Origin of the sequence: Catellatospora tritici, assembly GCF_019083965.1 — a bacterium.
In the GTDB taxonomy this organism is placed as follows: domain Bacteria; phylum Actinomycetota; class Actinomycetes; order Mycobacteriales; family Micromonosporaceae; genus Catellatospora; species Catellatospora tritici.
This window is the reverse complement of the sequence record NZ_JAHRCY010000002.1, coordinates 200392-221710: the sequence shown is the minus strand read 5'-3', so window position 1 is coordinate 221710 and position 21319 is coordinate 200392. Positions and strand designations below refer to the sequence as shown.

At 69.7% G+C, this 21319-nt stretch carries 21 protein-coding genes, 1 tRNA gene and 1 other RNA gene; 17 read left to right on the top strand and 6 right to left on the bottom strand.

What is annotated here, in order from left to right:
• Positions 1 to 78: 78 nt before the first annotated feature.
• From prfB to ssrA, 9 genes are all read left to right on the top strand, one after another.
• A complete protein-coding gene (gene prfB, locus KUA19_RS04885) occupies positions 79 to 1191 on the top strand; it encodes a peptide chain release factor 2 (protein ID WP_308167336.1) in 1113 nt (370 codons plus the stop codon).
• 283 nt (positions 1192 to 1474) lie between these two features.
• Positions 1475 to 2155: a cell division ATP-binding protein FtsE gene (gene ftsE / locus KUA19_RS04880; protein WP_203689272.1), complete on the top strand. Its 681-nt coding sequence runs from the start codon at positions 1475 to 1477 to the stop codon at positions 2153 to 2155.
• A 77-nt stretch (positions 2156 to 2232) separates the two neighbouring features.
• The gene (gene ftsX, locus KUA19_RS04875) at positions 2233 to 3114 is read left to right on the top strand and encodes a permease-like cell division protein FtsX (protein ID WP_217394893.1); all 882 of its coding nucleotides are present in this window, start codon (positions 2233 to 2235) and stop codon (positions 3112 to 3114) included.
• A gap of 155 nt (positions 3115 to 3269) precedes the next feature.
• Positions 3270 to 4514 carry a peptidoglycan DD-metalloendopeptidase family protein gene (locus KUA19_RS43770; RefSeq protein ID WP_308167335.1) on the top strand — a complete coding sequence of 415 codons (1245 nt, stop codon included), beginning with the start codon at positions 3270 to 3272 and terminating at the stop codon, positions 4512 to 4514.
• Positions 4515 to 4724: 210 nt separating this feature from the next.
• Positions 4725 to 5201 carry an SsrA-binding protein SmpB gene (gene smpB / locus KUA19_RS04865; protein WP_217394892.1) on the top strand — a complete coding sequence of 159 codons (477 nt, stop codon included), beginning with the start codon at positions 4725 to 4727 and terminating at the stop codon, positions 5199 to 5201.
• A gap of 96 nt (positions 5202 to 5297) precedes the next feature.
• Positions 5298 to 6080, top strand: coding sequence for a cellulose binding domain-containing protein (locus tag KUA19_RS04860; protein ID WP_217394891.1), 783 nt, complete (start codon positions 5298 to 5300; stop codon positions 6078 to 6080).
• A gap of 65 nt (positions 6081 to 6145) precedes the next feature.
• Positions 6146 to 7507: a cellulose binding domain-containing protein gene (locus tag KUA19_RS04855; protein ID WP_217394890.1), complete on the top strand. Its 1362-nt coding sequence runs from the start codon at positions 6146 to 6148 to the stop codon at positions 7505 to 7507.
• A gap of 68 nt (positions 7508 to 7575) precedes the next feature.
• On the top strand, positions 7576 to 8718 hold the full coding sequence (locus KUA19_RS04850) for an SRPBCC domain-containing protein (RefSeq protein WP_217394889.1): 1143 nt from the start codon (positions 7576 to 7578) through the stop codon (positions 8716 to 8718).
• A gap of 84 nt (positions 8719 to 8802) precedes the next feature.
• Positions 8803 to 9175: a transfer-messenger RNA gene (gene ssrA, locus KUA19_RS04845) on the top strand.
• Positions 9176 to 9369: 194 nt separating this feature from the next.
• On the opposite strand, the gene KUA19_RS04840 is transcribed toward ssrA, so the two are convergent.
• Both KUA19_RS04840 and KUA19_RS04835 read right to left on the bottom strand, forming a co-directional pair.
• Positions 9370 to 10038, bottom strand: a complete 669-nt coding sequence (locus KUA19_RS04840; RefSeq protein WP_217394888.1) for a response regulator transcription factor — start codon at positions 10036 to 10038, stop codon at positions 9370 to 9372.
• Positions 9990 to 11963, bottom strand: a complete 1974-nt coding sequence (locus KUA19_RS04835) for a sensor histidine kinase (RefSeq protein ID WP_217394887.1) — start codon at positions 11961 to 11963, stop codon at positions 9990 to 9992. The genes KUA19_RS04840 and KUA19_RS04835 overlap by 49 nt, the downstream gene beginning before the upstream one ends.
• Before the next feature lie 136 nt (positions 11964 to 12099).
• On the opposite strand from KUA19_RS04835, the gene KUA19_RS04830 reads away from it, so the two are divergent.
• From KUA19_RS04830 to KUA19_RS04820, 3 genes are all read left to right on the top strand, one after another.
• Positions 12100 to 13005, top strand: coding sequence for an ABC transporter ATP-binding protein (locus KUA19_RS04830; RefSeq protein ID WP_217394886.1), 906 nt, complete (start codon positions 12100 to 12102; stop codon positions 13003 to 13005).
• Positions 13002 to 13733: an ABC transporter permease gene (locus KUA19_RS04825; protein WP_217394885.1), complete on the top strand. Its 732-nt coding sequence runs from the start codon at positions 13002 to 13004 to the stop codon at positions 13731 to 13733. The genes KUA19_RS04830 and KUA19_RS04825 overlap by 4 nt, the downstream gene beginning before the upstream one ends.
• A 322-nt stretch (positions 13734 to 14055) precedes the next feature.
• The gene (locus tag KUA19_RS04820) at positions 14056 to 14322 is read left to right on the top strand and encodes a hypothetical protein (protein ID WP_217394884.1); all 267 of its coding nucleotides are present in this window, start codon (positions 14056 to 14058) and stop codon (positions 14320 to 14322) included.
• On the opposite strand, the gene KUA19_RS04815 is transcribed toward KUA19_RS04820, so the two are convergent.
• Positions 14319 to 14885 carry a nucleosidase gene (locus KUA19_RS04815; protein ID WP_217394883.1) on the bottom strand — a complete coding sequence of 189 codons (567 nt, stop codon included), beginning with the start codon at positions 14883 to 14885 and terminating at the stop codon, positions 14319 to 14321. The genes KUA19_RS04820 and KUA19_RS04815 overlap by 4 nt on opposite strands.
• Positions 14886 to 15026: 141 nt before the next feature.
• Here KUA19_RS04815 and KUA19_RS04810 point away from each other — a divergent pair, with 141 nt between their 5' ends.
• Positions 15027 to 15647 carry a YqgE/AlgH family protein gene (locus KUA19_RS04810; RefSeq protein ID WP_217394882.1) on the top strand — a complete coding sequence of 207 codons (621 nt, stop codon included), beginning with the start codon at positions 15027 to 15029 and terminating at the stop codon, positions 15645 to 15647.
• Between the two features lie 178 nt (positions 15648 to 15825).
• Positions 15826 to 15898 (top strand) — tRNA-Ala (locus tag KUA19_RS04805).
• Positions 15899 to 16042: 144 nt separating this feature from the next.
• Here KUA19_RS04805 and KUA19_RS04800 read toward each other — a convergent pair.
• Positions 16043 to 16732, bottom strand: coding sequence for a hypothetical protein (locus tag KUA19_RS04800; protein ID WP_217394881.1), 690 nt, complete (start codon positions 16730 to 16732; stop codon positions 16043 to 16045).
• A gap of 182 nt (positions 16733 to 16914) precedes the next feature.
• On the opposite strand from KUA19_RS04800, the gene KUA19_RS04795 reads away from it, so the two are divergent.
• Complete coding sequence (locus KUA19_RS04795; protein WP_217394880.1) at positions 16915 to 17088, top strand: hypothetical protein; 174 nt, start codon at positions 16915 to 16917, stop codon at positions 17086 to 17088.
• Between the two features lie 21 nt (positions 17089 to 17109).
• On the opposite strand, the gene KUA19_RS04790 is transcribed toward KUA19_RS04795, so the two are convergent.
• A complete protein-coding gene (locus KUA19_RS04790) occupies positions 17110 to 18030 on the bottom strand; it encodes a hypothetical protein (RefSeq protein ID WP_217394879.1) in 921 nt (306 codons plus the stop codon).
• 577 nt (positions 18031 to 18607) lie between these two features.
• Here KUA19_RS04790 and KUA19_RS04785 point away from each other — a divergent pair.
• Complete coding sequence (locus KUA19_RS04785; protein WP_217394878.1) at positions 18608 to 19723, top strand: MerR family transcriptional regulator; 1116 nt, start codon at positions 18608 to 18610, stop codon at positions 19721 to 19723.
• A gap of 90 nt (positions 19724 to 19813) precedes the next feature.
• Positions 19814 to 20548, top strand: a complete 735-nt coding sequence (locus tag KUA19_RS04780; protein WP_217394877.1) for a hypothetical protein — start codon at positions 19814 to 19816, stop codon at positions 20546 to 20548.
• A 150-nt stretch (positions 20549 to 20698) separates the two neighbouring features.
• On the opposite strand, the gene KUA19_RS04775 is transcribed toward KUA19_RS04780, so the two are convergent.
• Positions 20699 to 21217: a hypothetical protein gene (locus KUA19_RS04775; RefSeq protein ID WP_217394876.1), complete on the bottom strand. Its 519-nt coding sequence runs from the start codon at positions 21215 to 21217 to the stop codon at positions 20699 to 20701.
• Between the last annotated feature and the right edge of the window lie 102 nt (positions 21218 to 21319).

The window sequence follows — 21319 nt, the reverse complement described above, 5'->3', positions numbered from 1 at the left end:
CCTGCCGCGTTGTCAAGCGCGGTCCCAGGCGGCGGGCCTCGGGCGGTTATCGGTAGCGGTCCCTACTAGTCTTGTCCTGTGACTGCCGACTACGCCGATCAGCTCAAGTCCCTCGACGCGACCATGCGCAACATCGAGTCCGTGCTCGACATCAACCGGCTGCGCCGCGACAAGGAGCAGCTCGAGCAGGAGGCTTCGGCGCCCGACCTCTGGGACGACCAGGCCAAGGCGCAGGATGTCACGTCGCGGCTGTCGTACGTCAACGGCGAGATCGGGCGGCTCGAGCGGCTGCGCGGCCGCCTGGACGACGCCGAGGTGCTGCTGGAGCTGGCGCAGGCCGAGGGCGACGCGGGCTCGCTGGCCGAGGTGGGCACCGAGCTGACCTCGCTGGCCAAGGCGATCGAGGAGCTGGAGGTGCGCACCCTGCTCTCCGGCGAGTACGACTCCCGGGAGGCGCTGGTCGCAATCCGGGCCGGGGCCGGCGGCGTGGACGCGGCCGACTTCGCCGAGATGCTGCTGCGCATGTACCTGCGCTGGGCCGAGCGGCACGGCTACCCGACCGAGGTCTACGACACCTCGTACGCCGAGGAGGCTGGCCTGAAGTCGGCGACCTTCGCGGTCAAGGTGCCATACGCCTACGGCACGCTCAGCGTCGAGTCGGGCACGCACCGCCTGGTCCGCATCAGCCCGTTCGACAACCAGGGACGCCGCCAGACCAGCTTCGCCGGGGTCGAGGTGCTGCCGGTGGTGGAGCAGACCGACCACATCGACATCCCCGAGGGCGAGATGCGGGTGGACGTCTTCCGCTCCAGCGGCCCCGGCGGGCAGAGCGTCAACACGACCGACTCGGCGGTGCGGATCACCCACCTGCCGACCGGCATCGTGGTGTCCTGCCAGAACGAGAAGTCCCAGCTGCAGAACAAGGCCTCCGCGCTGCGGGTGCTCCAGGCGCGGCTGCTGGAGCGCAAGCGCCAGGAGGAGAAGGCCAAGATGGACGGGCTGAAGACCGACGCGGCCGGGTCGTGGGGCGACCAGATGCGGTCGTACGTGCTGCACCCGTACCAGATGGTCAAGGACCTGCGGACCGAGTTCGAGACGGGCAACCCGACCGCCGTCTTCGACGGCGAGATCGACAGCTTCGTGGAGGCGGGCATCCGCTGGCGCAAGCAGCGCCAGCTCGAGACGGCCTGATCAGCTCGGCGGCACCGGTTTTAAATCGACGCTGGCCTATCTAGAAGACGGATTTCGGTTCTCCGTCCTCTGGATAGGCCAGCGTCGATGCTAGGGCGGGTCGGCGCGTCGGGGGGATCACCCCGCATGAGTGCGCACCATCGTCTGGACGGACCGATTGACTACTCACCGTAAGCGTTGATCACGAGTCGATCACGGAATTTTCCAGGAACATTCACGGCAATACCGTCAAGCGAGCCACGCCGGACTTGGCGAAGCCGCAACACCGCGTAGACTCTCGCCCGTGATTCGACTTGAGCACGTGACCAAGACCTACCCGAAGGCGTCCCGGCCCTCACTGGACGACGTGTCGGTCTCGATCGAGAAGGGAGACTTCGTCTTCTTCATCGGTCCGTCCGGCTCCGGCAAATCAAGCATCGTCAAGCTGATGCTGCACGAGATCAAGCCCAACAAGGGCAAGGTCTTCGTGAACGGCAAAGAGATCAGCTCAATGCGCTCCTGGAAGATCCCCAGCTTCCGGCGTTCCATCGGCTGTGTGTTCCAGGACTTCCGCCTGCTGCCGAACAAGACGGCGTACGAGAACGTGGCGTTCGCCCTCGAGGTCATCGGCAAGTCCAAGGCGGTCGCGCGCCGGGTGGTGCCCGAGGTGCTGGAACTGGTCGGCCTGGGCGGCAAGGAGCACCGCTACCCGCACGAGCTCTCCGGTGGTGAGCAGCAGCGTGTCGCGGTCGCGCGGGCGTTCGTGAACCGTCCGCTGATCCTGCTCGCCGACGAGCCCACCGGTAACCTCGACCCGGACACCTCCATCGAGATCATGCGGTTGCTCGACCGGATCAACCGGACCGGCACGACCGTCGTCATGGTCACCCATGACTCCAACATCGTGAACCAGATGCGCCGCCGCGTCATCGAGATCGAGGGCGGCCGGATCGTTCGTGACCAGGCTCGAGGCGTCTACGGCTGATCGGCCGCGGGCCGTCTCCCGGCCCGCCCGCTGCCTGTCCTGACGATCTGACCGTATTTACCGGAGGAATCCCCCCGATGCGTGCGAAGTATGTGCTGGCCGAGGTGCTGGTCGGCCTGTGGCGCAACGTCACGATGACGGTCGCCATGATCATCACAATGATCGTGTCGCTGACCATGCTCGGCGCCAGCCTGCTGATGTACCTGCAGGTCGACGAGATGAAGGGGCACTACTACGAGCAGGTCGAGGTGTCCATTTACCTCGACAAGGGCGTCGCCGAGGACAAGATCGCGGCGATCAAGGCCCAGCTCGACAGTGACCCACTGGTGAAGCCCGGCGGCGTCATCTACGAAGACCAGGCGATGGCGTACGAGAACTTCAAGGAGCAGTTCCACGACACCCCCGACCTGGTCGCCGCGATCGGCCCGACCGAGCTGCCCGCCTCCTTCCGGGTCAGCCTGAAGGACCCGCAGCAGTTCGAGCAGATCAACACGAAGTACGCCGGCCTCGACGGCGTCGACAACGTGGTGGACCAGCAGAAGCTGCTGCAGAAGATCTTCGACATCCTGGGCTCGATCCAGACCATGTCGCTGGTCGTCGCGGGCGCCATGGGCATCGCCGCGCTGCTGCTGGTCGCCAACACCATCCAGGTCGCCGCGTACAGCAAGCGCCGCGAGGTCGCCGTGATGAAGCTGGTCGGCGCGTCGAACTGGTTCATCCAGGCGCCGTTCGTGCTGGAGGCCGTCTTCGCGGCGGTGCTCGGCTCGCTGCTGGCGTACGGCATGCTGGTGATCGGCAAGATCGTGCTGATCGACCACAAGCTGGCCGCGCTCACCGACCTGCTGCTGCCGGTGAGCTGGGGCAACGTCAACCTGATGCTGCCGATCCTGGCCGGTATCGGGTCGGTCGTCAGCGCCGTCACCGCCTGGGTCACCCTGCGCTTCTACATCCGCGTCTAGTTCGCGGACCGCACCGGAAACCGGCCCGCCGACGGGAGTCAGCTCCCGCGGCGGGCCGGTTTTTTTGTCACTCGCCCTGCTCGGTATGCGTTTTTATGACGATTCACCCTTTATATGCGAAGTAGGGTGTTTCCAGGCGAGACGCAGGAGGTTCCGTGGGCTGGCGTCGACTCATACCGGTGCTGCTGTGCACCGTGGCAGTGGTGCTGACCGGGCTGCCCGCGGTCGCCGCGCCCGACGACCCGAGCGGCGACATGAAGCGCATCGACAAGGAGCTGGCCAAGACTGGCGCGCTGCTGGAGTCGGTGTCCGAGCAGGCGCGCACCGCGGCCCGGCAGCTCGCGGAGACCAACGCGGCGCTGCCCGCCGCCCAGGAGCGCATCGTGAAGGCGAAGACGGCGGTGGTCGTCGCCGAGACGAAGGCCGCCACCGCGCGGCGTAAGGCCGACGCGGCCACTGCCGCCTGGCAGGCCACCGACCAGCAGTACCAGCAGTCCGTGCAGCAGGTGCAGGCCGGCCGCGACCGGATGGCCCGCTTCGCCGTCGCCACCATGCACGGTGCCAATGTGGCCGAGTTCAACCTGCTGCTGGCCGCCACCCGGCCGCAGGAGTTCCTGATCCGGGGCGACCTGATCCGCCAGCTCGGCCAGATGCGCAAGGAGGCCATCGACGGCTACATGCTGGCCCGCCGAGACGCCAAGCAGGTGACCAACGAGGCCGAGCTGCGCCGCCGCACCGCCGAGGAGGCCAACCGGGTCGCGCAGACGACGCTGAAGGAGGCGCAGGAGGCCCGCGCCGAGGCCGAGCAGGCCGAGCGCGATCTCCGGGACCTGTCCGAGCGCCGGGAGAAGGCGGTCGCGGCGGCGGAGGCGCAGAAGGCGGACGTGCAACGCCGCTACGAGGAGGTCAAGCAGCAGAGCGAGGAGATCGCCGCGCAGCTGCGGGCCTGGCAGGAGCAGTACGGCCAGTTCGTGCCGGTGCTGCGCGCGGGCGCCAAGCTGCTCATGCCCACCCGGGGCTGGAAGTCCAGCGACTATGGCATGCGCTTCGACCCGTACTACCACACCTGGCAGCTGCACGCCGGGGTCGACATCGCGGCCGACGGCGGTCAGCCGATCTACGCCGCGGGCGGTGGCACCGTGTCGACGGCTGGTTGGAACGGCGGCTACGGCAACTACACCTGCATCACCCACGGCCGCACCGACGGCCACGTCATCTCGACCTGCTACGGGCACCAGTCCAAGATCCTGGTGTCGGTCGGGCAGAAGGTGCGCGGCGGTCAGCTCATCGGCCGCGTCGGCACCACCGGCGCCTCCACCGGCAACCACCTGCACTTCGAGGTACGCCGCGACGGCGACCCCATCCAGCCGCTGAACTGGCTGCCCGGCTGTCTGTGCTGATGGCGCCCGCCTCCGCGGGCGCGGCTTCCGTCCCCGGAAGCCAGTGGCAGCCGCGCGTGGCCACATCGCTTCGCGATGCCACGCTCCTTTACGGCAACCACTGGCGGACGGAAGCGGTCGGTGGGTGCGGTCGGGGATATCTCGATCGCGGGTCGGTGACGGTGATCGGTATTGTTGTCGGGTTGCCCGAACCGGTGAGAGGAGGCGGTTATGCCGCGGGAGCAGGGACGCAAGGTCATCGCGTCCAACCGCAAGGCGTACCACGACTACACCATCCTCGAGACCGTCGAGGCGGGCATCGCGCTGATGGGCACCGAGGTGAAGTCGCTGCGGCTGGGCCGCGCCTCGCTGGTCGACGCGTTCGGCCAGGAGCGCGACGGCGAGCTGTACCTGCACCAGCTGCACATCCCTGAGTACGCGATGGGCACCTGGACCAACCACGCCCCCCGGCGCACCCGCAAGCTGCTGCTCAACCACAAGGAGATCGTGCGTCTGATCACCAAGACGCGCGAGGGCGGCCTCACCCTGGTGCCCCTGTCCATGTACTTCAAGGACGGTTGGGCCAAGGTCGAGCTGGGGCTGGCGAAGGGCAAGAAGGAATACGACAAGCGCCAGGACATCGCCAAGCGCGATGCCAACCGTGAGATCAGCCGGGAACTCGGCCGTCGGATCAAGGGCCGCAGCTGATTACTGCCCGGTTACCCGCGGGTGACGTGGTGACCGACTGGATTGGGTCGGATAGCTGATCGTGGCGGTGGCGGCGGGGCGGTAGCGTCGCCGGACGTGAGCAAGCATCGGCTTCGCGAGGACGACGACACCACGCTGCTGCCGCCGACCGTCGAGGAGCTGGCCCGCAGCGAGCACCGCGGCACCCGTTCCCGGTCCGGCCGCCAGCCGGTCATCATCGCCCTGGCCACCGCCGCGTTGCTGGTCTCGGGTGCGGCCGCCTGGGCGCTGGTCAAGCCGTCCGCCGACCCGTCGCTCGAGTTCCCGATGACCGGGCCGTCCGCGCCGGGCGGCGCCGGCTTCGTCGACGGGTTCGGGGTGGTCACGCCCAGCCCGCTGCCGACCCTCAAGGCGCAGCCGTCCGGCGCTCCGTCCGCTCCCACCTCGCCTACCACCGCGGCCAGCCCGTCGGTCGGCGCCACCGCCTCGGGTGCACCGCTGGTCAGCCTGTCGCCGTCGAGTGCGGCGGGGGTGGAGGCACCCGGCGCGGGCAATCCCGGTGGCGGCGGCACGACCACGGCGCTGGCGGCGACCTACTCGCTGGACCCGTGGTGGCGAGGGTTCACGCTCGAGGTCACGGTCAGGAACAACGGCAGCGCTTCGGCCGACTGGCGGGTGCGTGTCCAGTTCCCGGCCGGCACCGACAACCAGAACTGGGCGGTCTGGTCGACCGTGGCGACCACGGCACCGGACAACGTATGGGTGTTCGCCCCGCTGTACGGCAAGCTCGCCCCGGGCACCTCCGTCAAGTTCGGCATGACCGGGCTGCGCGCCGGCACCGGCGACGACTTCACGCTGCTCTCGTGCACGGTGGAGGGCGGCAGCTGCACCGGGAGCTGAAGGCGCTCCTTAACAACACCTGAAGTGGTAACCGATTACCCCTCGGGCGTCTTACGATTCCCGCCGTGACCGTGCTGCGGCTCGACGTCGAACTCGCGTACCCGGTGGAGCTGGTGTGGCAGGCGCTGACCGAGCGCCGCCTGCTCAGCGAATGGTTCCTGCAGACCGACCTGGCCCCGGTGCCCGGCGCCACCTACCACGCCTATCCCGCGCCCGACCTGCCCGGCTTCACCGCCCCGTTCGAGGTTGACGTGGTCGACGCCGTGCCGCCACACCGGCTGGTGCTGCGCTGGCGCGGGGAGCAGACCCACTCCGACGTGGTCTGGGAGCTGTCCACCAGCCTCACCGGCTGCCGCCTGCGGATCAGCCAGGGCGGCTTCCTCGGCCTGGGTGGCCAACTTCGCCGAGCCGAGCTGCATCGGGCGTATCAGCTGCTGTTCGAGCAGCGCCTGCCCGAGCTGCTGGAACGGCTGAGCGCGGACGAAGCGGCCGGTCCGGTCCGGCGTCGCCGCAGCGTCGACATCTACGATGCCGCCGACATGCCGCGCCGCCCGCCCGCCGTGATGACGGTGGCCTTCGACGAACCCACCGAGGACGCCCCGCCAGCCGCGACGCCACTCACCGAACCGGCGCCCCTCGCCCCGGACGAGTTCGCTCTGGACGAGTTCAATCCGGGCAAGTTCGCTCTGGACGAGTTCGCCCCGGACGAGTTCAATCCGGGCAAGTTCGCTCCGGGCAAGTTCGCCCCGGACGATTTCGATCCGGGCGATTTCGATCGGGGCGAGCCGCCCGTCCCGCCGCGCGGCGGTCTCGTCCGGCAGGCGCTGAGTATGCCCGTGGACCGGCGGCTGCGGCTGCTGTCGGTGGTCGCGGCGATGGTGCTGACCATCCTCGCAGTCACCGCCCTGGCCACGCTGATCCTGCGCCCGCCCGGCGGTCCCGCGGTGGCGACCGGCCCCGGCCGTGGCCCCGACACGGGCGTGCAGGCCGGTCCGTCCACCAGCGGCTCCGACGGTACGGGCTCACCCGCGCCGTCGACCGCGCCGACCCCGTCCCCGAGTGTCGCCGCGTCACCGTCTCCGAGCGCCGCGCCCAGCAGCGCCACGGCGCCACCGACACTGACGGCCACCTACCGGACCACCGAGGACTGGGGCGACGGTTACATCGGCGCGGTCACCATCGAGGCGGGTTCGACCGCGGTGGACGGCTGGACGGCCGTGCTCGAACTGCCGGACGGCGCCGAGGTGACCAGCGCATGGGACCGGGTCCAGTTCCAGCAGTCCGGACGACGGGTGGTCTTCACTCCGCAGCCGGTGCACCGGCGCATCGAGGGCGGGACGACGTTCACGTTGTCGTTCCAGGTGGGCCACGCGGCGAACCGGGGCCGCCCGGATTCTTGCAGCGTGGACGGGGTGCCGTGCGGATGACCATCGGGCGCCTGACAGCCGCCGATCGGGGGCTACGGTGATCATCGTGACGCTTCTATAGTCGGAGCGTGACTGAGCTGACCATCGATGTGGACCTGGCCCACCCGCGGTCTCGGGTGTGGCGGGCGCTCACCGACGCGCGCCTGCTCAGCGAGTGGTTCATGCCCACCGACCTGGTCGCCGTGCCAGGCCACACATATCGCGCGTTCCCCCCACCGGGGCTGCTCGGGTTGGCGTCGGCCTTCGACACCGACGTCGTCGAGGCGGTGGAGGCCGAGCGGTTGGCGATGCACTGGCGCGACGACCACACCCATACCGAGATGACCTGGACGCTGTCCGACGCCGACGGTGGCTGCCGACTGACGGTCCTGCAGACCGGCTTCTTCGGGGTGGACGGGACGCGTCGTCGCCGCGAGCTGCGCCGGACGTACCAGCTGCTGTTCGGTGAGCGGTTGCCCACCGCGCTGGACCGGCTCGCCTCCGGCGAGGTCGACCTCGGCGGCGTCGTCGCCACCCTGCACACCGCGATCCCGCGCCGCCGTGACCCGGTCGCTCCCGCACCGGTCGCGCCGCCCGCGCCCAACCGGCGGATGCGGCTGCTCTCGCTGATCGGGGCCGCGGTCCTGGTGGTGCTGGCCAGCAGCGCGGTGGCCGTGATGATCGGCAACAGCGGCGGCGGTGAGCCGGTCGCGGTCGGCGAGGAGCAGTACGGCCTGGGCGTCGGCGTGCAGCCCGCCGGCTCACAGCCCGCCGCCACCGCCACCCCGTCCGTCACCATGACGCCCGGCACCACCGTGGGCAGCACCTCCCCGTCGCCGTCCGGGCTCCCGGCCAGCGGCAGCCCGGTGCCCGAGGTGACCGTCACCACCGGGCCGAACGCGCAGCTGACCGCCGGGTACAAGACGATCGCGCTGCTGGGGCTGGGTGGCTTCGACACCGAGGTGACCGTGCGCAACCCCGGCACGCTGGCCGCCGACGGCTGGACCGTGGTGCTGACCATGCCCAGCGACCGCACCGTCGAGAACCGGACCACCGCGAAGGTCCAGTCGACGCAGGCGGGCGCACAGGTGACGATCGTGCCGGTGGCGGCCGCCCGCAGCCTCGCCCCGGGCGCCAGCGTCACCTTCTCGATCCGGTTCCCGGCGCTGCTGGCCGTCGGGCAGTCCGCCAAGGGCTGCACGATCAACGGGTTCGCCTGCGCCGCGGGCTGACACCCCGGGGATACCGGAATGACAGCGCCCTCGGGGGGCGTTAGGCTTGGGGTACACGGTGATCGTCGCCGTGCGCACCACTACGGGGGTGACAGGTTTCGACATCGTACGTTGAGGCAGGAGAAGCGAGCCGAGGAAGCCGACGTCGTCTCGAAAATCGTCGTCGGAAACGTATAAGCGCCAACGCTAAGCGCGCTGACTACGCACTCGTCGCCTAAGACGAGTAGCTAGTCTGTCGGTCCAGGAGTGCCCATGGCCTGGTCACCGGCATCAGCTAATGGGCTGGCCGAGTTGGCCCCGTCGCGGGGCTGCCGAGGCGAGATCAATCGCGACTGGGCCCGTCACACCGTCTTGCTCATGTGATCGGTGGGGCCGAGTAGAGACATAGTGAGCTGCGCTCGGAGAAGCCCTGGCAATGCGGCGATGGACCCGGGTTCGATTCCCGGCACCTCCACCCGTCGAGGCCGGTGCCACCACACGGTGGCACCGGCCTCTGCCGTTCCCCCGCCCCTGCCCCCGCCCCGCCCTCGGCCCCGCCCCGCCCCGGTCCCGTCCGTCCCGCCCGAGATCGGCGCGATTGCCGGGCAATCGGGGGGTGGGAGCGTTTACATACCCACGATTGCCGGGCAACTTAGACGATCTTGGGGACGGTCAGTGGGCGGCGGGGCCGGTGGTGCTGTCGTCGAGGTAGGCCAGGACGGCCAGGACGCGACGGTTGTCGTCGTCGGACTGGGCCAGGTCGAGCTTGGTGAAGATGCTCGCGATGTGCTTGCCGACCGCGCCCTCGGAGACGTACAGGCCGCGGGCGATCGCGGTGTTGGAGCGCCCCTCGGCCATCAGTCCGAGCACGTCGCGCTCGCGGGCCGTCAGGGCCGCCACCGGCGCCTTGGCCCGGCCGCCCGACATCAGCCGCGCGATCACGTCCGGGTCCATCGCGGTGCCCCCGGCGGCCACCCGGCGCACCGCGTCGAGGAACTGCTCGGCGTTGAGCACCCGGTCCTTGAGCAGGTAGCCGATGCCACCCGAGCCGTCGGCCAGCAGTTCCCGGGCGTACAGCTGCTCGACGTGCTGCGACAGCACCAGCACCGGCAGCCCGGGGATCTCGCGCCGGGCGGCCAGCGCGGCACGCAGCCCCTCGTCGGTGTGCGTGGGCGGCAGCCTGACGTCGACGACGGCCACGTCGGGCCGGTGCGTGGTCAGCGCGGTCAACAGCTCGGGGCCGGTCTCGACGGCCGCGACCACGGTGGCACCGTGCGCCTGCAGCAGCTGGATCAGGCCCTCTCGGAGGAGGTAGAGGTCCTCGGCGAGGACGACGCGCATGGGATCTCCATGGTGAGCCGGGTGGGGCCGCCGGGCGGGCTGTCGACGGTGAGGACGCCGTCGAACATACCCAGGCGGCGCTCGATGCCGCGCAGTCCGCTGCCGCGAGCGGGGTCGGCGCCGCCGGTTCCGTCGTCGGCGACGGTGATCCGCAGCACCGCGTCGGCGGTCAGCTCGACGGCGACGGCGTTCGCACCGGCGTGGCGGGCCGCGTTGGTCAGCGCTTCGGCCACGGCGAAGTATGCGGCCGACTCCAGCGGCGCGCTCAGCCGCTGCGGCAGGTCGGCGGTGACGGTCACGGGCAGCGGGGTGTCCAGCGCCAGCGCCCGTACGGCGTCGGCCAGGCCGCGCTCGGCCAGCACCGGTGGATAGATCCCGCGTACCAGCTCGCGCAGCTCACGCAACGCGGTCTGGGCCGACTCCCGACCCCGCGCCAGCAGCGCCTTGGCGGCGGCCGGGTCGGTGTCGACCAGCTGCTCGACCGCGCCCAGCGTCATGCCCAGCGCCACCAGCCGGGCCTGGGCGCCGTCGTGCAGGTCACGTTCGATCCGGCGCAGCTCGGCCGCCTGCGCGTCGACCGCGTCGGCGCGGCTGCGGGTGAGCGTCGCCACCCGCTGCGCGAGCTGGGCGCCCCTGGTCGGGGCGAGCAGCAGCGCGGTCCAGCGGCCGTGCAGGCGCAGCACCAGCGGGGACAGGCGGCCGCCCAGCCAGGCCAGCAGCAGGCCCGCCGGGATGGCCGCGGCGGCGGAGCCGCCGAGCTTGCCGTACCAGTCGTTGCCGTAGTCGGGGATGGGCAGGAGCGTCATCCACAGCCGCGGCATGGCCAGCCCCCAGATGCCGTACACCACCAGGAACGTGGGCGGGACCAGCAGCAGCAGGGCCACGATCGGGTCGGTTTCCAGCCAGAGGATGTCGCGCCAGGTGGCCCGGTCGCGCGTCAACCACAGCAGCCGCTGGTGGAACGCGGCCATCTGCTCGGTCTGGTACAGGTGTTTGCCCACCTGGTACATGCCGTCAGGACGGCGGACCAGTGGCGGCCGGGGCAGATAGGGGCGCGGCACCGGCACGTCCGACCAGGTCCCGGCGAGGTGGCGGCGCCAGTTGGCCAGCCAGCGCATACAGCTCAGCGCGGGGGAGATCAGGAAGATGAGTCCCAGCCCGTAGCCGAACAGCAGCCCGAGCACGGTCAGCACCAGCAGCGGCAGCCCCAGCAGGCTCAACCCGAGCAGCGAGAGCACCCGCATCCCGGACATGCCCTGTCGTTGGAACCAGCCCTTGGCCCGGCTGCCCAGCGTCTGCCGCCACCGCCCACCCCGAGTGAGCAGCGCGCGGCTCAGGTACCCGGAGGCCCGCACGGCGGCCGGTGCGAGCACCGGACCGAGCAGCAGCGCGAGACAGCCGAGCACCCCCGCGGCGACCCCGCGGTCCACGCCGGGCACCGCTGCCCAACTCGGCAGCCCACGCCACAGCAGCACCGGTCCGCCGATCAGCAGCGCCGCCGGAAGCAGCGCGAGCAGTCCGCCGGTGAGCGGGTTCAGCAGCTGCCAGCGCAGGTCACGGAAGGTGGCCATGTCACCGAGCACCCACTCCAGCCGCTGCATGAACCGGGGCAGCCGGGGTCCACGGTAGAGCTGCCGGTCGTGCCGGTAGTAGCCGTCGGGCTGCCGCTGCGGGGGCGGCGGCTCGGGCACGTAGTCGGCGGGGGCGGCCACGCCGGTCCAGCGGTCCAGACGCGTGCGGGCGTACCCGGTGAAGCGGCGCGCCAGCAGGATCGGGCCCGGCAGCAGGAAGATCATGCCCAGGCCGAACCCGGGCAAGAACGCGGCCAGCTGTCCGATCAGCACCAGCAGCCCGGCGGCGGCGAGACCCGCCAGCTGCAGGCCGCGCAGCATCGCCAGCCCGTGTACGGCAGCCCGCTGTCTCATCACCCGGCCAGTCTGGCGGCCGCCGCGCCGCGCGCACAGTGCCCGTGAGACCCGTCATGGGGGTGGGGCTGGCACCACCCCCATCGTGGTGCCGGACGCATTGCCGCCCCGCGTCGCCGTCCCTAGCGTCGTCGCCATGACCGTCATCGAAGTAACCGACCTGACCAAACGGTACGGCGACCGTACCGTCGTGGACGGGGTGAGCTTCACCGTCGCCGAGGGCGAGATCTTCGGCATCCTGGGCCGCAACGGCGCGGGCAAGACCACGACCGTCGAGTGCGTCAGCGGCCTGCGCCGCCCCGACGGCGGCACGGTGCGCGTGCTCGGCCTCGACCCGCACCGCGACGCCGACCGCGACGGGCTGCGCCGGGTGCTCGGCGTGCAGCTGCAGGAGGCGGCGCTGCCCGAGCGACTGCGCGTCGTCGAGGCGCTGGACCTGTTCGCCTCGTTCTACCCGAACCCGGCCGACCCCCGGGCGCTGCTGGCCGAGCTCGGCCTGGAGCAGGTGCGCGACACCGCGTACGGCAAGCTGTCGGGCGGTCAGAAGCAACGGCTGTCCATCGCGCTGGCGCTGGTCGGCTCGCCGCGCATCGCGATCCTGGACGAGCTCACCACCGGCCTGGACCCGCAGGCCCGCCGCGACACCTGGGCGCTGATCGAGCAGGTACGCGCCCGAGGCGTGACCATCGTCCTGGTCACGCACTTCATGGACGAGGCCCGACGGCTGTGCGACCGTATCGCCGTCATCCACGAGGGCCGCGTCGCCGCCGTGGACACCCCCGAGGGCCTGGTCGCCCGGGTCGCGGCCGGGCAGCGGGTGTACTTCCGCGCCCCGTCGACCGTGGACGAGGCGGCGCTGGCCGCCCTGCCGGGGGTCGACTCGGTCGGGCACGAGGGCGGCGAGCTCGCCGTCGCCGGGCGCGACGTGCTGCTGACCGTCGTCACCGAACTGGCCCGCCAGGGCGTCACCCCCACCGAGCTGCGGGTCGAGCATGCCGGGCTGGAAGACGCGTTCATCGCACTGACAGGAGCGACGGCATGAACAAGCTGGTACGGATGGAGGCGCGCCTGTTCCTGCGCGACCCCGCCGCAGTGATCTTCGGCATCCTGCTGACCCCGCTGATCCTGGTCATCCTGGGCAGCATCCCCGGCTTCCGGCAGGCCGACCCGGCCCTGGGCGGCCACCGCGTCATCGACCTGTACGTCCCGATCCTCATCGCCATGGCCCTGGGCATGATCGCGCTGAACATGCTGCCCGCGCAGCTGGTGACCTATCGCGAGCGTGGAGTGCTGCGGCGGCTGTCGGTCACCCCGGCCCGGCCGCGTGACCTGCTCGCCGCTCAACTGCTGGTGCACCTGGTGCTGATGGCGTTCGGCACCGCGGTGCTGCTGGCACTCGGGCGGCTCGCGTTCGGGGTGGCGCTGCCGGACGACCTGGTGGCGTTCACGGTGGCGCTGGTGCTGTCGGCGGCGGCGCTGTTCGGCATCGGGCTGCTGGTCGCCGCCGCCGTACCGGGCGTCAAGGTGGCGCAGGGGATCGGGTCGGTGCTGTTCTTCCCGATCCTGTTCTTCGGCGGGCTGTGGGTGCCGCGCGAGGTGATGCCGTCCGGCCTGCGCCACGTCAGCGACCTGACCCCGCTGGGCGCCGGAGTGCAGGCGATGGCCGACGCCGCGGCAGGCCACTGGCCGCAGCCCCTGCACCTGGCGGTCCTCGCCGGGTACGTGCTGGCCACGTGGGTGCTGGCGATCCGCCTGTTCCGCTGGCAGTAGGAGCGGCGCGTCCCGCCGGGCGGACTCCCGCCCGGCCGGCCCGCTCGGCCGTGTTGCTGCAGTTTCGGGGAAGCTGCAGCAATGCGTCCGTGAATTCGTGCAGTTTCCCCGAAACTGCACGAGCCAGCGTGGCACAGCACGACCCAGCGTGGCACAGCACGACCCAGCGTGGCCCAGCACGACCCAGCGTGGCCCAGTGTGACGCGGCTGGGGCCCTCGCGCTTGGCTGAACGATCGTTCAAACCTGGGCAAAGGGTAGACATGCCCGCGAACCGGCGTGACCATCGAACGTAAGGACGTTTCGCGGTCCCGGGGGTGAGCTATGGCCACCGATCCACTGGACGAGATGAGAGCCGCCGTACTGGGGCCCGCACAGGGGCTCGGCGAGGTCGTCAAGGACGCCCCGCGCCTGGTCCACCGGGTGCGGGCGCTGGAGGACGACCGGCGCGCGCTGCTCGACGCGGTCTCCGCCCGTCCGCTGGACCACCGCAGCGAGGAACAACTCGCCCAGCGGCTCACCGAGTACCGGCAGCACAGCGCCGACGTGCTCTACCAGGCCTACGGGATAGACCTGGGCGGGGAGACCTAGGCCCGCGCCAGCCAGGCGCCCAGCGCCTTCGAGCACTCGGTCACCGCCGCGGACCAACTCACGTTCGCCTGCCCGTCAGCTTCGTCGCTGACGTGCTTGACGACGCGCACCGGCACCCCGAACGCCGCCGCCGCGGCGACCACCGCGTAGGCCTCCATGTCGACCAGCCCCGCGGTACGCGCCAGCGCCTCGCGCAGGTCCGGGTCGGCCACGAACACGTCGCCGGTGGCCAGCACCGGACCTTCGTCGGCCAGGTCGATCGGCGCGCCGAAGACCTGTCCGGTCAGCGCCGCGATGGTGGCGGAGTCGAAGTCGTGCTGCACCACCCGGCTGATCAGGTGGATCCCGGACAACCCGGGGTGCAGCGCACCGGCCGTACCCAGGTTGATGATCTCCTTGGGCAGTGGACCCGCGGCCAGCGCCCGGGTCACCGACATCGCCGCGCACACCTTGCCGACCCCGGTCAGCAGCACCGGGAACGGTGAGTCGAGGTGCTCCGCCTCCTCCGGCAGGGCGACGGCGAGCAGCGGCAGATCGGGGCGGACGACGCCGGAGAGAAGCATCCGCAGATTCTAGAAGCCGTCGGTGACGCCCGCGTGACGGGCGGGTCAGACAGTGTCCAATCGCCGACAGTGGCCATATCCGTCGCAGAAGCCGTGCCGAGACCCTAACCATGTCGGGTCCGGGCGGATATCGTGCCAGTCATGGCGTCGGGAGAGCCACACACCACGTGGCATGACAAGGCGGGGAAGGGTTCGGGGCGATACGGGGTGGAGTCACTGACCGGGCACCTGCTCGTTGCCCTGCCCACACTGAACGACCCGAACTTCGAGCGTACGGTCGTCTTCGTGCTGGCCCACGAGGCCGACGGAGCGCTGGGGGTGGTGCTGAACCGCCCCACCGAGGCGCCGGTGGGCGACGTCCTGCCGGGCTGGGAATCGCTGCTGCGCGAGCCCGGGGTGCTCTTCGAGGGCGGCCCCGTGGGCACCGACTCGGCGATCTGCGTGGCCCGTGCGCGGGCCGGGGTGGCCGGTTTCGTCGGCTTCAGCCGGGTGATGGGCCAGATCGGCACGGTGGACCTCAGTCGCGACCCGGCCCGCGTCGGCCAGCGCCTGGAGTGTGTCCGCGTCTACCACGGGTACGCGGGCTGGGCCGCCGGCCAACTGGAGCAGGAGATCGCCGAGGGCTCCTGGTTCGTCTTCGAAGCCCTCCCCAGCGACCCCTTCCGTACCCAACCGGAAGACCTCTGGCCCCTCGTCCTCCGCCGCCAGGGCGGCCTAACCTCGGCCCTGGCCAACTACCCCCCCAACCCCACCCTCAACTGACCCACCCCACCCACCCGGTTGATCATGAACTTATGGTCGGGTTCGACGGTGTGTCATGCCCCCGACGCCGTGATCAACACGCGGGGGGATACCCGTTTTTGCAGGGGGGCCGGGGCCGTGTACTATTTCGCAGGTGCCCGAGCGACGGAAACGGCAAACGGGGACTTACCAGTAACAAGGGGCCGTGGCGCAGCTGGTAGCGCACCACACTGGCAGTGTGGGGGTCAGGGGTTCGAGTCCCCTCGGCTCCACCTAGGAAACGCCCAGGTCGAAAGACCTGGGCGTTTCGCTTTTTCTGGGCTGTGATCTCTGTCGTGCCACATCCGTGCCACATCCATGCCACATCGCAGCGGCTGAAGCCCCACGATTCCGCCGAACGGGGTCAGGCCCTGGCCCTAGCCAAGCGGACGCCAGACGTGACGTCGCCGCCACTCGTCAGTACCGGCGCGGAACTCCTGGAAGAACCGAACGGCTTCGACAACGTCAGTGGTCTCCGTGCGGAAATGCCGTTCGGCCGACCCCTCGCGATGCTCCAGCGCATAGGTGCCGGTCGGTACGCCAGCCGACCGCCCGTAGCCGACCTGCGCGTACCAGCCGTCAGCTCGCTCCAGCACGGCGTAGAAGTCGCCTGCACTGAGCCGCCGCACCGTCCAGTCCAACCGCTTGTCGTCAGGATCGGGAACAGTGGGCGATACCGCAGAGGACAGGGTGAAGGGCGGGGCGTAGCCAGGGGCGTTGGGGTTCAGGACGTGAAAGCCGGGCTCGTAGCAGACCAGGCCATGTTCTGCCGCTAGCCGCAGGACGGCACTACCAACCTCATCTGCTCGCGACCACACACACGAGATGGCGAGTACGTAGTCAGATGGTTCTGGTGTGTAGCTCCAGACGCCGAGATCATCGATGTCGTCGATGCTCAGGTTTTCGAGCGGTGGGAACATCTCAAGCAGCGCGGCCCGCAGTGCTGGCACGCGGGAGTGCGCGTCGAAGACGTCCGGCTGTCCGTCAGCCCACCGTTCAAGTTTGATGCGTGCATCGTCGGCGGTAATCGACTCGGACTCGTGCCAGACGTAGAGGTCGAAGCTCATGTTGCCTTCTGCGGTTGTTGCCGGTGGGGCGCTCATAGTAAGGCTCGTGCGGCAGATGGAAACTGCCCTGTCGGCAAACGCAAAAGCCGCCGACCCGTGGGCTTGCCTTGGGCAAACCACGGATCGGCGGCCAGTTTAGCCTTTGATCAACTTCAGTCGTTCCCCGCGCCTCCTCAATCAGCATGTCCAGCGCTGCGACCGACCCGGCCGTAGCCGAACACGCGCTGGTCGGACGGATCGATCTACAGCCCGATGCGCCGATGGCAGTACTCAGCGACGGTGCTGCGCGGGCCATCGACTTCGACCTCATGACGTGGGCCGAACTGTTGTCGGCTGCTGTGCGCGGCCCGGCCTAGACTTTCGATTCGGCTTCGCGGTCAGCGGCAGATCTCGGCTGCATGCCACGGCATCTGTCGATTCGAGCCTGCGCCGGTGGGCGGTTCCGGTAGAGGGCCGTCATTGACGTGTACGCTATTCGCGTTCCAATCGATCCAGGCGAAGTGTCGGCGGGTACCTTCCCAACCAGCCGACATGACAAGGGGATCACGTGCGGTGCCAACAAACGTCTTACGTGCTTGGTCGCCAGCGAGGTAATCGATCACTACTCCCCATTCGTAATACCCCCGACATGCCGCGACTTGAAAGACAAGCTCGGCCGGATCGCTTCGCGACACGATGAATGTGCGGCCGAGCGGCTCGGTTCGTGGCATAAACGTAGGGTCGGCTATCTCTCCCGACGTGTCGCCGTACACCCCTCGATCGAGCACGCTGCCCCGATCGAGCAACACTTCAAAGAGTCGTACTGGCGGACCACCACCGCAGCCAGGATTGAATTCCAACCCCCAGGATGGATTTTGGGTCGAGCGCTCATGTATGACGACACTTACGCCAGTTACGTAGACTGGCCGATCGTCTGGTGTGGTGAGATTGATGCGTAACTCACCTTTGTACCAAGGGGCCGCCTTGACCTGCTCCACTACCTGCAAGAGGGGATCGCGGCTTGGGGTTAGGCGTTCGGCAAGTTTTACCAGGTCCGGAGCATTCCCGAATCCGGCGACGCCCATCGAGGTCAGGCACGAAAGTCCTTCGCCACCCGGCATGGGCCATGAGCTGGAGACCACGAGTGTGGTTTCGCGTCTGGGCCAGATCGCATCAATCAGCTTTTGGCCTAGTGGCGTGACCAGTGCCGTGACAACGATAAGGAGGAGGGCACCGCACGCCGATAGCACCTTGGCATTGGGGCCAAGTTTCGAGCGGTCAGACCTGGGTGTCGACGATCGCCCTTTAGCCTTGGCCACACTATCAAGTTAGCTCCATTGGGCCTGCAGGGATGCCGTATCGCCAGCCATGACTGGCTAGTCCGTGATCGCAAACATTCACGGTGTTGGCCGCCGGTAGTGTCGGCATCGTGACCGGGGATGGTTTCACGATCAAACTGACCATGACCAGGCGCTTCACTCGTAGAGATCTTCTCACCCCGATTATGCTGCTCTTCTGGCAGCCGCTCGGGATCGTTTACTCGACACGCTAGGGAAGTGGGTCGGCCAGTCGCGGACGACGGGCAGCCGGGGGTTGACCGACCAGCAGCGGCGGCGGATGCGGCAGATCGTGCGCCGGGGCAGCACCAGTTCGGTGGGATGTCGCGCCCGAACGGCACGGTCTGATCCGACGGGACAGGGTCGCTGCGGCTGTCGGAGCCGGGTGCGTTGAGCGTGGTCGGGCCGGCGCGGCGGGCAGCGCACGCATGTTTCTCTGAACCACACCATCGCTCTGGCTCGCGGCAGTCACCGAAGATCCGCTGCTCCGCGTTCGGCTCTTGCTGCCAGCAGCGAAGCGCTTGACCCTCACCTGGCGTCAGGCTGCATAGTCGGTCGCGTGGAAGAGCACTGGACCGTAGGACGCGTGGCCGAGTTGGGCGGCGTGAGTGTCCGCACGCTGCATCACTACGACGAGATCGGGCTCGTACGGCCGTCGGCACGGACCGCGGCCGGGTACCGGGCCTATTCGGCGGGCGACGTGGAGCGGCTGCGCGAGGTGCTGGCCTACCGTCGGCTGGGGTTCGGGCTGCGGGAGGTCGCGGACTTGGTCGGCGACCCGTCCACCGACGCGGTCGCGCACCTGCACCGACTGCGCGGCCTGCTGCTGGAGCGGCGCGATCGCGCTGATGCCATGGTCGCGGCCATCGACAGGGAACTCAGGGCACGAGGGAAGGGACTGACGGTGACACCAGAAGAGCAAATGGAGATGCTCGGTGCACGGCTGTACGACGCGATCGGCGGTGCCTACACCGCGACGCGGCGCACCGAGCCGCGGATCGCCGCGCAGATCTGGGACGCGCTCGGGGACGCACAGACAGTGCTGAACGTCGGGGCCGGCACCGGCTCCTACGAGCCCTCTGATCGTGACGTGACCGCGGTGGAGCCGTCGGCGGTCATGCGGGCGCAGCGTCCCGCGGGCGCGGCTCCGTGCGTGGCTGCCGCTGCGGAGAGCCTGCCGTTCGAGGACCAGTCCTTCGATGCCGCGATGGCCGTCTCCACCGTCCACCACTGGGGGGACCCGATCGCCGGGCTGCGCGAGATGCGGCGCGTGGCCCGTCGCGTGGTGGTGCTCACGTTCGACACCGACGAACCCGGATGGCAGGACCGGTTCTGGCTGACCCGCGACTACTTGCCCGAGTTCACCACCGTCCTCGCAGAATTTCCCTCGCTTGCCGGGATGGCCGACGCAATCGGCGCCCGCGCGGAGCCGGTCCCCGTTCCGTGGGACTGCGCCGACGGCCTGTTCGAGGCGTACTGGCGCCGACCGAGGGCGTATCTGGAGGATCACGTGCGCCGTGCGATGTCGGTATGGACGAGGGTCGGGCCCGACGCCGAGCAGCGGGCGATGCGAAGCCTCGACGACGACCTCGCCTCCGGTCGGTGGGCCGAGCGCAACCGCGACCTCGCCGACCTCGACGCGGCAGATCTCGGCCTCCGCCTGCTCGTAGCTTGACCCGGACCATCGTGCCAACATGATCTGTGCGGGGCTGAGCCGCGACGCCATGATCTGTGCGGGGCTGAGCCGCGACGCGATAATGACGCGATGATCAACCGAGAGCCGCGGTGGCTGGACCGCTATCAGAACGGGCAGCACGACCAAGTCTGGTACGAGTTCAGGCAGCTGGGCGGCACCATCCGGTCGCACCCCGAGCTCCTCGACGAGGCGCAGCTCGTGTGTGACGAGATGGCCCGCCGCGCCCGGCACAACATCGAGCTCATCGTGCGACGTCTGACCGACGAGGGCTACCGGTTCCACGGCAATGACGACCAGGAAACCCCCTGCGTGGCCCACCATCCGCCGACGCCGGCCGCCGACGAGCACGCGAGGTGGTTGGAGCGGCGATTCGGGGCCGTACCGCTGACCCTGCTGTCATGGGTCCGGCTCGTGGGGGACGTATGGCTCGTCGGGACACATCCGGAATGGACGAGTTCGGCCGACGCCGACCCCCTCGTGTTGGAGGTGGAAGGGACACGGCACAGCGACGAGTCCATCCGCGAGTACTTCGACGACGCCTGGAGCGCTCGGCGGGACTCACGACTGTTCGTGCTGCCGCTGGCACCGGACAAGTTCCACAAGCAGAACGTCAGCGGGGGCAGCCCCTACGGGATCGTGCTGCCGGACGGGTGCGTCGAGGGGCTGTTCTCCTGGGAAACCACCATGCCGTTCGTGGCCTACCTCAACTGGGTCTTCGGCGAAGGCGGCTTCCCCCTGCCCTCGGGCGACCGCGATCAGTGGCGTGTCAGGCACCGCCTGGTCAAGGACATGCTGCGACTGTAGGCCGGTACGAAACCGCTGGCCGTAGCTGTCCGCGCGTTCCTCGACACTCTCTAGCAGCGCTGGTCAGGCCGACTACGACTCGTATCCGGACCCCGGCGGGACGTCCCCGGCACCGCGGGAGCCCAGCGTTCCGGTCCTGCTCGGGCGTGCCTACTGCGCGGTGGATTCGCCCGTCGCGGCGCGGGCCCGCGCCACGAGTGCCTCGATCCGTTCCGCGTAGCGCCGCGCGTCCTGCTCCGTCGGCGCCGACTGCCACGGCACCAGTACGCCCGCGGTCGGCCGCTCGCCCGACGGCGTCGCCCGCGATGCGACCGGGCGCGGCTCGGCGGTGACGTAATACATGATCACTGGGGCGAAGTAGCGGCCGCCCCGGCCGTTGGACTGCTCGACCACCGGCACCCGGGCCACATCGGCGGCGGGGATGCGCCAGGTCCGCGCCATACCGCGGACCACCAGGACGGACTGTTCGGTGTACACCCCGAGCCGGACCGCCCGTACGGCGAGGACCGTCATGGCGGCCGCCCAGAGCAGCGCCGCCATGACGGCGAGCAACTTCGATTGCGGCGCTACCAAGGTCAGCAGCACCCACGCCCCGATCACCGCCGCGAGCAGCGAGGTCGCCGCCAGCACGCCGTTCTGCCAGCCGCTGCGGGCCGTCTCGTCGGTCATGCAAGCCAACGTACCGACGGTGTGCGACCCTGTCCCTCCCCAAGGGCCGCGCGCTGGTGCCCGCCCGCGCCGCGCTGGTCGACACCGTCTACGGCGGGTCGT